The sequence below is a fragment of the Lachnospiraceae bacterium KGMB03038 genome (genome assembly GCA_007361935.1).
Taxonomy (GTDB): domain Bacteria; phylum Bacillota; class Clostridia; order Lachnospirales; family Lachnospiraceae; genus Massilistercora.
The window spans coordinates 897,376-912,958 of record CP041667.1 but is presented as its reverse complement, the minus strand read 5'-3'; the positions used below and the strand labels follow the sequence as shown (position 1 = coordinate 912,958).

Annotated in this window: 13 protein-coding genes; 3 read left to right on the top strand and 10 right to left on the bottom strand. The window is 49.5% G+C overall.

The window, feature by feature from the left end:
* Window positions 1-11: 11 nt before the first annotated feature.
* Window positions 12-452: a hypothetical protein gene (locus FND36_04480; GenBank protein ID QDW73360.1), complete on the top strand. Its 441-nt coding sequence runs from the start codon at window positions 12-14 to the stop codon at window positions 450-452.
* Window positions 453-483: 31 nt separating this feature from the next.
* On the opposite strand, the gene FND36_04475 is transcribed toward FND36_04480, so the two are convergent.
* On the bottom strand, window positions 484-1,497 hold the full coding sequence (locus tag FND36_04475; protein QDW73359.1) for a helix-turn-helix domain-containing protein: 1,014 nt from the start codon (window positions 1,495-1,497) through the stop codon (window positions 484-486).
* A 224-nt stretch (window positions 1,498-1,721) separates the two neighbouring features.
* Here FND36_04475 and FND36_04470 point away from each other — a divergent pair, with 224 nt between their 5' ends.
* On the top strand, window positions 1,722-1,955 hold the full coding sequence (locus tag FND36_04470; protein QDW73358.1) for an HPr family phosphocarrier protein: 234 nt from the start codon (window positions 1,722-1,724) through the stop codon (window positions 1,953-1,955).
* Here FND36_04470 and FND36_04465 read toward each other — a convergent pair.
* The 8 genes from FND36_04465 to dapF all read right to left on the bottom strand — a co-directional run bounded on the left by FND36_04465 (window position 1,948) and on the right by dapF (window position 13,326).
* Window positions 1,948-2,118 carry a hypothetical protein gene (locus FND36_04465; protein QDW73357.1) on the bottom strand — a complete coding sequence of 57 codons (171 nt, stop codon included), beginning with the start codon at window positions 2,116-2,118 and terminating at the stop codon, window positions 1,948-1,950. The genes FND36_04470 and FND36_04465 overlap by 8 nt on opposite strands.
* 33 nt (window positions 2,119-2,151) lie before the next feature.
* Window positions 2,152-3,144, bottom strand: coding sequence for an SPFH domain-containing protein (locus tag FND36_04460; GenBank protein QDW73356.1), 993 nt, complete (start codon window positions 3,142-3,144; stop codon window positions 2,152-2,154).
* Between the two features lie 121 nt (window positions 3,145-3,265).
* Window positions 3,266-3,598 carry a hypothetical protein gene (locus FND36_04455; protein QDW73355.1) on the bottom strand — a complete coding sequence of 111 codons (333 nt, stop codon included), beginning with the start codon at window positions 3,596-3,598 and terminating at the stop codon, window positions 3,266-3,268.
* A gap of 82 nt (window positions 3,599-3,680) precedes the next feature.
* Window positions 3,681-4,736, bottom strand: coding sequence for a HAMP domain-containing histidine kinase (locus FND36_04450; protein ID QDW73354.1), 1,056 nt, complete (start codon window positions 4,734-4,736; stop codon window positions 3,681-3,683).
* Window positions 4,726-5,427: a response regulator transcription factor gene (locus FND36_04445; protein ID QDW73353.1), complete on the bottom strand. Its 702-nt coding sequence runs from the start codon at window positions 5,425-5,427 to the stop codon at window positions 4,726-4,728. The genes FND36_04450 and FND36_04445 overlap by 11 nt, the downstream gene beginning before the upstream one ends.
* A 27-nt stretch (window positions 5,428-5,454) precedes the next feature.
* A complete protein-coding gene (gene addA / locus FND36_04440; GenBank protein QDW73352.1) occupies window positions 5,455-9,090 on the bottom strand; it encodes a helicase-exonuclease AddAB subunit AddA in 3,636 nt (1,211 codons plus the stop codon).
* Window positions 9,091-9,093: 3 nt separating this feature from the next.
* Window positions 9,094-12,441: a helicase-exonuclease AddAB subunit AddB gene (locus tag FND36_04435; protein QDW73351.1), complete on the bottom strand. Its 3,348-nt coding sequence runs from the start codon at window positions 12,439-12,441 to the stop codon at window positions 9,094-9,096.
* A 27-nt stretch (window positions 12,442-12,468) separates the two neighbouring features.
* Window positions 12,469-13,326: a diaminopimelate epimerase gene (gene dapF, locus FND36_04430; protein ID QDW73350.1), complete on the bottom strand. Its 858-nt coding sequence runs from the start codon at window positions 13,324-13,326 to the stop codon at window positions 12,469-12,471.
* 193 nt (window positions 13,327-13,519) lie between these two features.
* On the opposite strand from dapF, the gene FND36_04425 reads away from it, so the two are divergent.
* Window positions 13,520-14,362, top strand: a complete 843-nt coding sequence (locus FND36_04425) for a helix-turn-helix domain-containing protein (GenBank protein ID QDW73349.1) — start codon at window positions 13,520-13,522, stop codon at window positions 14,360-14,362.
* On the opposite strand, the gene hflX is transcribed toward FND36_04425, so the two are convergent.
* Window positions 14,338-15,582, bottom strand: a complete 1,245-nt coding sequence (gene hflX / locus FND36_04420; protein ID QDW73348.1) for a GTPase HflX — start codon at window positions 15,580-15,582, stop codon at window positions 14,338-14,340. The genes FND36_04425 and hflX overlap by 25 nt on opposite strands.
* Window position 15,583 lies beyond the last annotated feature (1 nt).

Sequence of the window (15,583 nt, the reverse complement as noted above, 5' to 3'; positions counted from 1 at the left end):
GGAGGTTTATCATGAGTACATTAACCATCGTTCTTCTCGTGATTTTAGTTGTTTTGATCATTGCCTGCGTCGTACTGTATTTTCTCGGTAAACGGGCAGAGAAAAAACAGGCCGAGCAGCAGGAACAGTTGGATGCTGTCGCTCAGACCGTATCCATGCTGATCATTGATAAAGGAAAGCTTCGTTTAAAAGAAGCCGGGCTGCCAGCTGTTGTGATCGAGAACACCCCCAAGTATCTGCGCCGCTCCAAAGTTCCGGTAGTAAAAGCTAAGGTAGGTCCCAAAGTCATGACTTTAATGTGCGACGCTCAGATCTATCCGCTGATTCCTGTAAAAAAGGAAGTAAAAGCAACCGTCAGCGGAATCTATATCACAGCGGTCAAGGGCTTAAGAGGTCCTCTTGAGACGCCAGTAAAGAAAAAAGGATTCCTGGCTCGTCTGCGGAACCGCTAGGTTTAGTGAAAAGTCAAACCCTGAGAGAAATTCATCTCTCAGGGTTTTTCTTTCGCTCCTCAAACATAGGCCACTCTGACATGGTATACTTCTTTCGGTATTCTTTGGGCGTCATACCGTAAGTTTCTTTGAACAGCCTGTGAAAATGGCTGGAATTCTCATATCCCACAGACAGAATGATATTCTCCACCGGCTCTTTCGTCTCCGTCAGCATATATGCGGCCTGCAAAAGCCGTCTTTTCTGAAGATACTGAGTAAATGTATAAGGAGAATATCGTTTCATCAGCCGGCTGATATAGTAATCCGGCAGATTCTGCTCTTTACAGAACTTGCCCAGACTTGCCGTCTCATACTCTGTCTCGATGTAGTTCATCGCCTTCAATACGATTTCCTGTTCATAAGAGGAAGGCGCTCCTACCGTGATCTTATAAGTCCTTCCGGAGAGTTCCAAAAGCAGTACGCCCATTGTTGCCTGCAGGATCTGCCTGCTGTTCCTGCGGCGGTTTAAAAGCATCCGAGTCATATTTTCCAGAAGGTTCTCCGCTTCCGGCATATCCTGCAGGTGAAACTGAAGGAAATCACCTTCTTTTCTATCGTCCTCCACCGCGCGTTCGATGAATCTGCGCAAAACAGTGTCTTCCCGCAGCATACTTAAAGGATACTGCAAAAAAGCGGGAAGGATCATAAAACGCACCGCAATGTCATGATATTCGGCCGCGCTGACCGCATGAGACGTTCCCTGCTGGAGAAACAGCACTTCTCCCTCCCTTAGAGTGATCTCAGTCTCTCCGTTTATCACATGGGTCGTAGAGCCGCTGCACATATACACCATCTCCATGTAATTGTGGGTATGTCTTGGCAGTGATACAAATCTGGGCTGTTTCAAAATGTCGATCAATGTCATCGGACGCATCACGACCTCAGAATCTACAACCGTATCATTCTCACCTTTTGTAAAGTAGGAAAGCACCGGTTTCCCTTCGCTTAAGATCTTCTTCTCTTGGTCGTTCATTTCTTCCAGATATTCCAAAAGCTTTTTATCCATCCGGCCCACTCCCTTTGTCCGCCTCTTTTGCCGCTTCCTGTCTCTACTATATCACACTTGCGCAATTTTCGTCCTCTTTTTTGCCAGAATCGACAGATTTTGCCAAATTTCTCCTATTCTTACAAAATATGGCCTTTTTTTTACAATCCTGGTTCTACTTTTTTCGGCATTGATCAAATATAATATATTAGACTGAAGCAATCAAAAGAAAGGAGCGGTTATAATTGATCAAGATCCCTATTAATTTTCGCAAGACTGACGACATTGTAAAATTTGTAGAAATCGCAAATCAATATCCTTTTCATATGGATCTGGTAAGCGGGAACCGCGCTGTGGACGCGAAATCCCTCATGGGGACCCTTGCCATGGGCCACGCTGACAGACTCTCTTTGATGATTCACTCCTATCCTTCTCCGTCCACAGATCAGCTATTAACACAGATGCAGAGTTTTACTTAGGATCCTTTTTCCCTTTTCTATGTTTTACACATTCTGTCAGAAGATATTCGATCTGCCCGTTCATGGAGCGGAAGTCATCTTCCGCCCATTGGGCGATCTCGTTATACAATTTCTCTGAAAGACGCAGGGGGACCTGTTTCTTTGATTTCTTTTCCTTTTCCAAAATCCTCCCCCTTTCTGCCAGTTTTTTATTATTCTAATACAGACTGCCGCTGTTTACAATCGGCTGGGCCTCTCTATTTCCGCAGAGCACTACCAAAAGATTGCTTACCATAGCTGCTTTTCTTTCCTCGTCCAGATCCACCACTTCCGCTTCACTCAGCCTTCCAAGAGCCATCTCTACCATTCCTACCGCGCCCTCTACAATCTTCTGCCGCGCATCGATAATCGCGGATGCCTGCTGGCGCTGCAGCATAGCCGAGGCAATCTCCGGCGCGTAAGCCAAATGTGTGATCCTCACGTCTATGATCTTAATGCCTGCTTCCACCGTCTTCTCCTGCAGTTCCTGGCTCATGATCTCCGCGATCTCCTGACTGCTGCCCCGCAGGGACTTCTCATCGCCGCCCTCGTTAGTATCGTAAGGATACTGTCTCGCAGTATTGCGGATAATGGCATCGCACTGGATAGACAGGTAATTCTTATAATTCTCTACATTAATGACCGCTTTCGTAGGATTCTCCACCTTCCAGATCACAACTGCTCCAATCTCAACCGGGTTCCCCAGAAGATCGTTGACTTTCTGCTTCTTGTTATCCAAAGTCATTGTCCTCATAGACACCTTTTTCACAGAATTTCCTACAGAAAACGCCGCAGAGGCCCCTTCTACCTTACCGGTCACTACCGGCGTCCCTTTGACTGTCGGATTCAAGGCGCTGCAAAATGGATTGACCCAGAAGAACCCTTCTCTTTTCAGCGTCCCATAATAATTGCCAAAAAGAGCAAACACATATGCTTCATTGGGATTCAATACCTTCAGCCCGCATAGAAGAATGACCGCTAAAACCAGCAGTACCACTCCCACGCACACACTGAGGCTGATCGTCCAGGCGCTGCCTGCTCCAGCTCCGATCACAGACCCGGCAACGATCACCCCGATCCCCCCTATAATTCCAATTACACCTAAGAAAAGCATTACATATCCATTCATAGGGTTTAATACTTTTTCCTTCCTGATCTTCTCTTTTTCCATATTGTATTCCCCCTTTTCTTTTTGATATCATTTTGATATCATCATAATAGCATCAAAAACCCAAACTGTCAATAAACACAAAAAAAGCTTCCCGATTTTCGCAGGAAGCTTTTCACATTTCTTAGATTATAAACATTTTCAAGACACCGCCTATACAGGATACCGCTACCAGACCATAGGCTGCCAAATACTGATATCTCGTCTTTGCTTTCACATGTACGATCCCTCCGGCCACGCTGAGGAATCCCATCCCCCATGCCAATATCTGCTGTCCGGTCCAGTTGGCGGGAAGACTGTTCGCGCTCAATATCGCAACGACCATCCCCCATGCGCACATTACATAAAATAATCTTCTTTTTACTGTTTCATTTTTTACCAAAAGCAGCAGGATCATCCCCACAATACTGATTGCGCTCATCCCCACAAACATGACCATAATTAAACCAATTGCCATTTTTTATTTCCTCCTTGTCTTTTCTATGGACTTAGGATACCAATCGCTCATAAAGAAATTCTAAATGAATTCCTAAAAAATTCTAAACAAGGGGACGTATATACAGGCTGATCCTGATCTGGAACTGACAGTCTTCTTCTTTTATTTCCACAGTTCCCCCATATAAGGCCGCCAGCTTCTGTATATTTGACAGACCGATTTTATGACTTTCTCTTGCCGGGCCTTCCCCCGTGCGGATTCCATTGCTCTGTATGATAGAAACAGTGCGGTCTTCTTCCTGGATCTCCAGCTTCACCGGCTGACTGTCATCTGCGTATTTCTCTACATTAGAAGCCAGATTATCTACGATCCTCCGAAGAACATAGATATCCGCAAGTCCATCCATACCCTCCATAGATTCAAGCCTTATGCCGCACTGGAACCGGTCTTCCAAGATTTCCTGCCATTCCTGGGCCAGTTGGGAAAACAAGAAGCCCACATCCTCCACCGGCTCCCAGTTTACTTGATTCCTTCCCATAAGCTGATCGGTAAGTTCTTTGATCTGAATCGATTTGGTATGGATCAGAGCAATACAATTTTTCATTTCTTCCAAATCCGGCTCCTTCTTCTCCAGTACAAATTCCGAGTAGGAGATCATCGAAGTAAGAGGCGTGCGGATATCGTGGGACAGGGACCTGATCCACGCTTCCCTCTCTTCTTTCATCTGGGTTTCCTTCTGATTTAATTCCCGCTGGGAAGCGGAGAGATAATTGATCGTCTCCGCCAGCCGCGTCAGTTCATCCATTCCCTCCAGAGGGATTCTGTGGTCCATCTTATTCTCCTGAAGCTTTTCAACCCCTTGGATGATCTGGATCAAATAGGACAGCCTCTGCCCCAGCATAAAAAGGAAAAGGATCACAAACACGATAATTCCCGCAAATCCGCAGATACTCCGCAGCCACACATGCAGCACCCGGACCTGGACATCGGTAAGCTGGATTCCTTTTCTTAAAAAATAGTTTTCCGCGATCGAATCGGAGACTCCATACAGAAAGAAAAAGATAAAGCCTGAGATCAGCGCCGACAGGATCAAGTATTCTAAAATGACTATAGAAAGTTTCTTGCTTTTCTCGTTTTTCTTCTTAGCGTCAGTCCGCATAATATCCTTTCCCCCAGGCCGTTTTGATATACTTAGGATTCCTTGAGCTGTCTCCCAGTTTTTTGCGTATATTCTTAATATGTACCATGATAGTGCTGTCTCCTACCGCCTCTTCTCCCCAGACACTCTCGTAAATATTATCCAGAGAGAAAATCTTCCTGCGGTATGTAATAAATAATTCTAATATCTTAAACTCTGTATATGTCAGAGTGATCACTTCTTCTCCCTTATATACAGACTGACTGTCTAAATCCAGGATCAGGTCTTTGTATGGGATCTTCGTCGGCTCTTCTTCCTCAATCTCTCCGGATGGATGGTACTGCTGCGCCCTTCTCAGATGCGCCTTCACTCGTATTAAAAGCTCCGTATTGGAAAAAGGCTTCACCAAATAATCATCGCCGCCTACCGAGAATCCCATAACCTTATCGGACTCTCCTGAGTAAGCCGTCAGGAAAAGAATCGGCGCGTAGAACCTTTTCCTGATCTTTGCCGCCGCCGCAAACCCGGACAAAACCGGCATATTTACATCCAAAATATACAGATCCACAGTAGAATCCGCAAGATCCAGCGCTTCCTGGCCATCTTTCGCCGCCACCACCTCATAGCCTTCCCCTTCCAGAAGCAGTTCCACGATCTCTCGAATCTCGCGCTCATCGTCCGCGATCAAAATCTTACTCTTTTTCTCTTCCATCAGCTTTTATCCTCCACGTATCGATTTCTACAGATATTTATACTCACCCAGAGTAAAGGAATAGACGATCTTCTCCTTCACCTTCTTTTCCGTCAGCTGTTCCAAAGCTTTTGCGTAATACTCAAGCTGAGCGTGATATTTCTCTGCCAGTTCTTCTACGTTCTTTACCCGGTCCGTCTTATAATCCAGCACTACCAGCCCGTCTTCTTCCTCAAAATACACGTCTATGATCCCTTGGACCAGCACCACTTCCTCTTCCCGCTCTTCCGGATAGAGCTCACGGGCGGGAAGTCCCAGGACAAAGGGCTGTTCTTTCCACAAACGGTCTTTCCCGGCGGCTTCCTTAAGCCGCTGTCCCAAAGGGCTGTCTACTACTTTGCCGATGTCATCCGCCCGGATGCAGGAAGCCATTTCCTCTGAAAGCTTTCCTTCCTCATGGAAACACCGGATTTCCTCTTCTAATTCTTCCCGGCTGTAATCTTTTCCAAAATCCAGCAGTTCCATGACCCGGTGATAAGCGGTTCCCCTGGATGCGCCGGTCAATTCTTCCTTTTCTTCCAGGAACTTTGGGATCAGCGGAATCACTTCCGGTTCTTCATAAACCAACTGACCCAGGTCATCCTCCCCGGATCCCTGCTCTTCTATCAGATGGGCCCGCTTCTTTAATTCTGATACCGTAAACTTCAGCTTCCGCTCTCCTGCTTTTGTATCCGGATATTGATAACGAAACTGCTGGTCCAGCCTTTCTTTGACCTCCCGGTCATAGACCCGGTCTATATCCCAATGTTCCAATATCTGCCGTTTTACCGTATCCGTTGTCTCCCGCAGCACCTCTTCTTTGGTAATCTCTTCCAATCCCAGCAGGCGGAGCTTAACCCCGGCTTCTTCCGGCAGGCTGACAAGAGCGGGAAGCAGCCAGTCCCAGTAGACAGATGCCCGGCTCAGCTTTCCAAAAGGCAGAGCTTCTTCTTTATCCAGTATGATCGACTTCGCCGCTTCCGCTTTTTGGGCTGCCTGGGCAAGGGTTCCGGTAATGATCAGTTTTTCCTTCGCCCTGGTAAACGCTACATACAGCACCCGAAGCTCCTCCGCCAGACTGTCCATGACTTCCTCCTTTTGGATCACTTTCTTGATCAGGCTGGGACTTTTCGTTCTGCTGTCCAGGTCGATGGCTTCCAGGCCGATCCCCAGATCCGGGTGAAGGACCACACTGCTTCTGGTGTCCTGCATGTTGAACCGCTTTCCCATCCCCGCCGCAAAGACGATGGGGAACTCCAACCCTTTGCTCTTATGGATGGTCATGATCCTTACCGCGTCAGAATTCTCGTCCTCGATGCTGGCTTCTCCGTAATCTACATCATATTTCTCAAGCTGTTCGATATACCGGATAAAATGAAACAGCCCTTTATAACTGGTCGCTTCAAAAGCCCTGGCCTTCTCTTCCAGCATTTCCAGATTAGCTTTCTTCTGTATTCCTCCCGGCATGGCCGCCGCGTAAGCTCCGTAGCCAGTCTCTTTTAACACCTTTTGCAGAAGTTCATGCATAGGGGTATAAGGAACCAGGCTTCTCAATCGGTCCATCGTTCCAAGGCACTTTTCCAGTTTCCGGGAGATCTCTTCCATCTCCTCTTCTCTGCGGCAGCGCTCCACCGCCTGATGGAAAGGCTCCTCCGGATACGCGCCGCGGATACGCGCCAACTCTTCGCTGTTCAGCTCTCCCATAGGCGAGGCCAATACCGCTGCCAGCGGAATATCCTGACGCCGGTTATCCAGCACTCGCAGATAATCCAGCACAAGTCCCACTTCCTGCGCGGAAAAATATCCTTCCCGCGTCCCAACATGGGCCGGAATCCCTTCTTTGGCCAACACTTCCGCAAATACTTCCGCAGATCCCCGAATACTCCTGGTCAGAACCACAATGTCCCCATATCTGACGGGACGCAGATTCCCGCTCTCCCGGTCCAGCACCTTCTGTTCCGCCAAAAGACCGCGAATCCTGCCCGCGATCGCCCGCGCTTCCAGTTCCAGGGCGCTTGGTCCCGCAGACTCGGGAACATCTGATCCGCCAGAGGCTCCCTCTCCCTCCGGCGGTTCCGTATCGACCAGCAGGACTTCCGTATCAAACCCTTCCCCCTCCGGGTACGAGGCTCCCACGTAAAGGGCCGCCCGGTCATCATAGGCGATCCCCCCAAGTTCCCGCCGCATAAGCTTTCGGAACAGAGCATTGACGCTATCCAGCACCTGGCCGCGGCTTCGGAAGTTTTTGTGCAGGTCGATCCTCTGCCGGGGCCCGTACTCCAGATCATAGGTATCGAACTTCTCCATGAAAAGTTCCGGCCGGGAAAGACGGAAGCGGTAGATGCTCTGCTTCACATCCCCCACCATGAAAATATTGTAGCGTCCCTTTGAAACTCCAGAAATGCTGGTCAGGATCGTCTCCTGGATCAGATTGCTGTCCTGGTATTCGTCGATCATGATCTCATAAAACTGCCGCTGGTATTCTTCCGCGGTATCCGATGGAACCCGCCTGCCATGTTCTTCCCTGGTCAGGATCCGCAGGGCGTACTGCTCCATATCTGAGAAATCGATCAGGTTCCGGGATCGTTTCTTTTCCTCAAATCTTACGGCAAACAGTTTCGTAAGGCGGGCCAATTCCTCCATATAGGGGCGGCACAGCTTCAGATCTGCCAGGATCACTTCCGCTTCCTCATAGAAATACTGGGAGGCCAGATCCTTGACCATGTCTTTAACTTCCTCCCGGATCCCTTTCACCTGCAGGATCTTCTCCTCCGAGACTTCCTGGTCCCTGCACGCTTTCAGCCGCATCCAGGACAAGTTTCCAAATCCTTTCCCCAGCGCCTGATAGCTCTCTTTCTTCAGGAGCCCCCGCACCGTTTCCCGATCGTCCAGCAGCATTTCCTCGTATACCGCCGGTCCGTCCGGCTCCCGGCAGATCCTGATCCCCCGGTCCAAAAACGCTTCCGCGTCCTGTAAGTTTTTCTTTACCAGCTCTATCAGAAGGCGGATATACCTGCTTTCCTCTAATTCCTCCAAGCTCTCCGCCTGATAGGCGCTGACACAATCTTCCAACCATTTCTCCGAATCCGGATAGCTTCTGGAGAATTGGAAAATCTTCAAAATCAGGTCTTCCAGCTTTTTATCGCTTCTTCCAGTCCCATATGCGCTGGCAAAGTTAAGGAATCCCTTCTCTCCTTCCTCGTACTGCTCTTCCAGGATCTCCCCTAACACTTCCCTTTCCAAAAGCTTTAATTCTCCCTCTTCCCCGATCCGGAATCCAGGATCCAGGTCAATGGCGTGAAAATGATCCCGCACTACCGAAAGACAGAAACTGTGGATCGTAGTGATCTGGGCGCTGTGAATCAGCGTAGCCTGCCGCTTCAGATGTTCCTGCCGCGGATTCTCCGCAAGTTTCTTCTCGATGGCCGTCCGGATCCGCTCCTTCATCTCTGCCGCCGTCGCTTCGGTAAACGTCACCACCAAAAGCCGGTCTACATCCATCGGATGTTCCGGATCTGTGAGCATGGAGATGATCCGCTCTACCAGCACCGCGGTCTTTCCCGATCCCGCTGCCGCGGATACCAGGATATTGCGGTCTCTTAAGTCGATCACCTTCTGTTGTTCTTTGGTCCACTGTACTCCCATGGTCTACCTTTCTCCTTTTTCCAGATCCTTTTGCATCCGCAGGATGGCTTCCTCACGGCTCAGTTTCCCAAGTTCCCGGTAGCCAAATCCCGGCATCCTTACATCAAATCCGCAGATATGCCGGTATCCGCAGTAATCACATCCTGTTGTATTTCCCTGCCGGTAGGGCCTGGGCCGTATCTCTCCTTCCAGGATTCTTTGGTGGTTTTCCTCTACTTTTTCCCCGGCAAAATCCATCATCACACGAAATTCTTCATCTGACACTGCCCTGGAAGTCTTGGACAGACTCCCATCTTTCTTAAACTTCACTGGAACCGCCAGAGATTCCCCTGCCTTCGTCCGGTCCAGGTGCTCCAGCGCTTCCTCTTTCAGATTCACGATCCCATCAGGCCGCAGTTCTTTCAGCACCGCCTCTTCCACGGCTCCGTCTTTCTGCCTGTCCACCAGCGGATCCCAGATCCGGTAGTAAAATACTCCCGCGGGGATCACTTCACAGTCAGGATTCCGCTTTTCTTCCTGCCGGACCGCCGCAGACATATACACCATCAGCTGAAGCTGGAGGCCGTAATACAAGGCCCCCGCGTCAAACGCTTTCATTCCTGTCTTATAGTCCAGAACCTTGACATAGATCTTATTTCCTTCCCTGCACAGGTCCACCCGGTCGATCTTTCCTCCCGAAAATCTCTGCTCGTATGCGGATGGCCGGAAATCCCCGGCCTCAAGCTGGCGGGTCAAAGCCCACACGGTCCGTTCCAGCATCCGCTTGATGCGGACGATCACATATTCATTGCGGGCGGAACTGTAGAGAATAGAATTTCCATAGCCGGCGGCCGCTTCCTCCACGCTCTCATCGATATATGCTCTTCGTTTTTCCCGGGAAACACCGAGCCATCCTCCCGTTTCCCCTTCCACTTTCTTAGAATAGAGCTCCAAAGCGCTGTGACAGATATTTCCCAGATCCAAAGCCTCGAAATCATACTCCTGGCGCTCCTGAAGCCGCAGGCCGTAATCCATGAAATGGGCAAAAGCGCAGGAAGAAAATTTCTCCATCCTGGTAATGCTGTCCTGGAACTCTTTCCCGTATAATTTTTCCGCCGTCTTCCGGGTCAGCGAGTCTTTGGGGCAGTGGTAACTGGCCGCTTCCAGAAGCCGCTCTGTCTCCTGTTTCCAGGATGGCTCCTTCTGGTACCAGGTGTATAATTCCTGCCACGCCGGATCCATTCCCTCTCCTATCCCCTGCAATCCCCGGATCAGCCAGTCCATCCCTATAGGGGCGGTCAATTCTCCATCCTGGATCTTCCTCTTCTCCTCATCTTCCACTTCCAGCGCAGGGTAGAGTCTCCGAAGCTCCTGGATCAGATAGGAAGGACGCAGACTCTTTCCGTCCGGGGAGACTTTGCTGTAATAGACCTCCAAGTATTCGGAAGGCTTGGTCAGATTGGTATACAGATAAAACTTCTGGATATAGGCCTGTTCCTTTCCTCCCGGCGCAAGGGAAATCCGCCTTTTGCCAAATACTTCCCTGTCCCGCTCAGACAGAAGCCCGGTACGAGTCAGGGCCCCCGGCAGATGTACGTCATTAGCCCCTACAAAAAACAGCGCTTTTACGTCTTTAAGCCGGGTCCGTTCCATATCTCCCGCCACTACCTGATCTACGCTGGGCGGAATCACACCTACCCGCGCCTCTTCCAGTCCCGCGTCAAAAAGCTGGCAGTATTCTTCCAGCCCCACTCTTTCATCTCCCAGGAGTTCCACAAATTTTTCAAACAGCTGGATCAAGATGCGGTAGATCTGGGCGTATTCTTTCGCCAGCGCCAGTTCTCCCCTGTTCTGGAACGCTTCCTCCTGTTTCTTCAGCTTGAGCTGCAATTCTTCCTGAACCATGAACTCATAAACTGCCTGGGTGATATCCTGGACTGTCTTGCTCCTTTGTCTCAGCACATACATCAGGCCGTCCACTTTTTCCACAAACGCCACTCTAAAATGGTTCAGCTCTTCCAGCTCTTCTTCCTTCATTCCCTTCAGACGCCGCGTCCATCTTTCCTGCCACCGCTTATAACCTTTGATCCCCAAACCAATCACGTAGCTTTCCAGCCGGTCGGTCTCCTCGTAGGTAAATCCAGCCAGATTGGTCCTCAGGAACCGAAAGACGCTTTCGTATGTGAAGTTCTGCACCCCCATATTCAGCAGACTCCGGATATATTCAATAAAAGGATTCAGAAGAATACTGCGCTTATGGTCCATGAATACTGGGATCTCATAGGCTTCAAAGGCCTGTTCCAGATAATCTCCATAAGTTTCCATACTGCTTGTGATCACACCGATCTCCCGGTAACGCAGTCCCTGTCTCCTCACAAGGGAGCGGATCTTCCCTGCCGCGGCAAACGCCTCTTCTCTGGGATTCCTGGCCTGATGGAGCCCAATAGCGGCAGTCTTTTCTTTATAAATATCTCCCTCAGCCCGGAACAGATTCCGTTCCAAAAACGCCAGCGCCGGGCTGCTTCGGAAACGTTGCGGGACTCCGTCATACAAAAACTCTGGTTCTTCTATAGGAACCTTTAACTCTCCGGCGATACGGGTCAGGGACGTGACCATCTGTTTGCTCAGAGAAAACAATTGATAGGGATGGTCATACCGCCAGGGATCTTCCCTCTGATCCATAGTGACCGTCACGAAAACCTCCCGGCAGTAAGTCAGAAGTTCTCCCAGCAGCCGGTTCTGCACCGGGGTAAATCCGGTAAATCCATCCAAAGCGATCGTCGCGTCTCTTAAGGTCTTCGAACGTTTTACCAGACGGCTGAGCACGTCTAAAAGTTCTTCTTTCGTAATATATTTTTTCTCCAGATAATCGTAAAATCCCCGGTACAGAATCCCAATATCTCTAAGCTTATAATACAGCCTGCTGCCCTCTCCCGCTTCCTCCATAACCTGGGAAAGTTCCTCTTGTCCAATGTCATACTGGGTAAATTCAGACAGCGCCGACTTGACCTCGCTGATATACCCGAGCTTCTTCATATTTCCCCGAAGGACCTTCAGCTCTTTTTCATAGTCTCCAGCGATCTTGCGCAGAATCAGATTCTTCCCTTCATCATCCAGCACAGGAAGCAAATTGCCGCCTGTTTCCTCAAATACCCGGTAAGCCAAACGGCCAAAGCTCAGCACGTCAATATTCATGATCCCTTTCCGGGGGTGTAATAAGACAAGATCCTTCTGCGTCTGCATGGTAAACTGCTCCGGTACCAAAACAATATACGAGCGTTCCGGATGACGCATAGAATCTTGGATGATCTGATGATACAACTGATAGGATTTCCCGGACCCGGAAGGTCCAAAAATAAATTTTAAAGGCATAGGTGTTCCTCCCTATGCCTTAGTATACTATATGCTTCTTAATTTTTCTACAAATTCATTACTCAGTGTGATCTTGGCCACATAGAAGACATCTCCGGTCATATAGACGTTCCAGTCGTCTTCCACTTCTACCTGCAGATCTCCCCCCGGCATGTGGACGATCACTTTATTATTGGTCATTCCCAGCTTGTAGGCTACGCCTGCCGCCGCGCAGGCTCCTGTTCCGGAGGCCAGAGTGTATCCGGCGCCTCTTTCATAGATCTCGATAGCGATATTCTCTTTGTCGATCACCTTCATGATCTGTGTATTGATCCGATTCGGGAAATATCTGGCAATCTCCGCGTAATCGCCAATCTTGCACACCAGCGGCTTAGACACCTCCCGCATAGGGATCACACAGTGGGGATTGCCGATGCTGACGCAGGTTACCGGGTACAGCGTCCGTCCAAATACCATGTCTTCATTGATCACTTCCCTGCGCTCTCCAGTCACCGGGATATCGTCGCTCCAGAAGGAAAGTTTTCCCATGGACACTCTTAAGCGGCTCCCTTCCTCATTCAGGAAGGTAACTTCTACAGGTCCGTTTTCTGTATAAAGTGTAAAATGCTTTTTCTGCACATAATCCGCATCTTTTAAATATTTCGCGAAAATGCGGACGCCGTTTCCGCTGGTCTCCGACTCGCTGCCGTCAGGGTTCCACACCTTTACGTACATTCCCTCTTCTTTCAGGATCGGGCCTTCTAAGATCCCGTCCGCGCCTAAGCCTTCGTTCCGGTCGCAGATCATCCGCACATTTTCTTCTCTAAGTTCCAGCTCATTTCTGTTGGGGTCAAATACTACATAATCATTTCCCAGACCATGATATCGCTCCAATACAACCTTCATGATATACCTCCATGCTTTTCCCGAATCTCTTTCGGTTCTCCACTCCATGTTAGTTTCATCATAGCAGGCATGATTTACTCTTTCAAGGCAAATCATGCCCTTTTTATTGCAAATCCTGCTCTTTTCAATTAGAATAGAAGACAACTTACAGACTTTCAATTCGTATAGCCCCACACAGCCGGAGGACAGCAATATGGAACGTTATGAGAAAAAGGGATATCTGGACGGTCAATTCCGTCTGTTCCATCTAACAGACCAGGAAACACGGGAAATCGAATACCACTATCATGATTTCGACAAGATCACCATCTTTGTCAAAGGACGGGTAACCTATGTGGTGGAGGGCCGTTCTTACGAACTGAAACCCTACGACATTGTCCTTGTCAAACATAATGATCTGCATCGTCTCACTGTGGACGATCAAGCTCCCTACGAGCGGATCATCGTCTATATCTCTCCTTCCTTTATCGAGGCTTACAAAACTGCCGACTACGATCTGAGCTTCTGTTTCCAGAAGGCTTATCAGGAAGGTTCCAATGTACTGCGTATTCCTTCTCTGGAGAAAAGTTCTCTCTTTCACGCTATTACCCGGCTGGAGCGTTCTTTTTCTGACGAAGGGTATGCCTGCGGCCTTTACCGCCAGCTTTTATTTCTGGAATTCCTGGTTCATTTAAACCGGGCCGCCAGAAGAAACCGGCTGGAATTCCTGGATAAAGAAAAGAATGGCTCTAAAGTCAGCGCCATTCTTCAGTATATCAACGACAATCTGTCAGAAGATCTTAGCATCGGCCAGATCGCGGAGACATTCTATATCAGCAAATATCATATGATGCGGCTTTTCAAGCAAGAAACGGGATACACCATGGGAAGTTATATCTCCCAAAAACGGCTTCTGCTGGCCAAAGAATTGATCCTGTCCGGCATGCCGCCCGCTCAGGCCTGCTTCCAATGCGGTTACCGGGACTACTCCACCTTCTTCCGGGCTTACCGCAAGCTTTTCGGCCGCTCTCCTCAGGATGGCCGCACTCTTTCGTAGAGCTGGGCGGGAAGATAGGCTTTGATCAAAATCCCTTCTTCCTTGTACTCTTCTTCCAAGATCTCTCCGTATTTGCGGATCAGCTGGATCTTCCCTCCATCCTGATAAGGAAAGATTGCTTCGATGCAGATCTCCTGGGCGCGTAAGATTCCTTCCACCAAACTTAAAAATTCTTCCAATCCCTGCCCCGTCCTTGCCGAGACCGCCACCGTACAGTCCGCCTTAAAATCCCGGATCAGGGGCAGCTTCTCCACCCGGTCCCGTTTGTTTAAGACTGTGATAATAGGTTTATCTTTGACTCCCAATTCCTGCAGGGTCTCATAAACGGTGTGCATCTGCTCTTCCACCTGAGGGCTGGAGATATCCGCCATATGGATGATCATATCCGCATAGCATGCCTCTTCCAACGTACTTCGGAACGCATCGATCAGGTGATGGGGCAGTTTCCGGATAAATCCTACTGTATCCGTCAGAAGGATCTCCTGGCCTCCCGGCAGTTTAAAATTCCTTGTCGTTGGGTCCAGAGTGGCAAACAGCTTGTCTTCCGCCAGGATGCCAGCCCCTGTAAGCCGGTTTAAAAGGGTGGATTTCCCCGCGTTGGTATAACCCACAATGGCGGCCACCGGAAGCGCGCTTTTCCTTCTTTGTTCCCGCGTTACCTGCCGGTGCATCCGGACCGCTTTTAATTCCCGGTTTAGCTGGCCGATCCGGTTCCGGATCAGGCGGCGGTCTGTCTCCAGCTTCTTCTCTCCCGGTCCTCTTGTTCCGATTCCTCCGCCCAGTCTGGAAAGAGACGCCCCAAAACCCGCAAGTCTGGTCTGCCGGTATTTGAGCTGCGCCAGCTCCACCTGGATCTTTCCTTCACTGGTGAGCGCTCTCGCCGCAAAGATATCCAGGATCAAAAGAGTCCGGTCCATCACCTTGACCTCCAGCTCATCCTGCAGATTCTTCATCTGAGCCGGTGTCAGCTCATCATCACAGATAACCCCTGTGGCCTCTGTTTCCCATAGAAGATCTTTGATCTCTCTGATCTTTCCCGTTCCCACATATGTCGCCGGGTGGATCTGATCTCTTGACTGGATCACTCTTCCTACTTCCCTGGCTCCCGCCGTGTCAGCCAGAAACGCCAGCTCATCCAGCAGCTGTTCTGTATCCTCCTGGCCCGGAAGGTTGACTCCAACCAGGATGACCTTTTCTTGCTCTTTTCCTAATTCAATCATA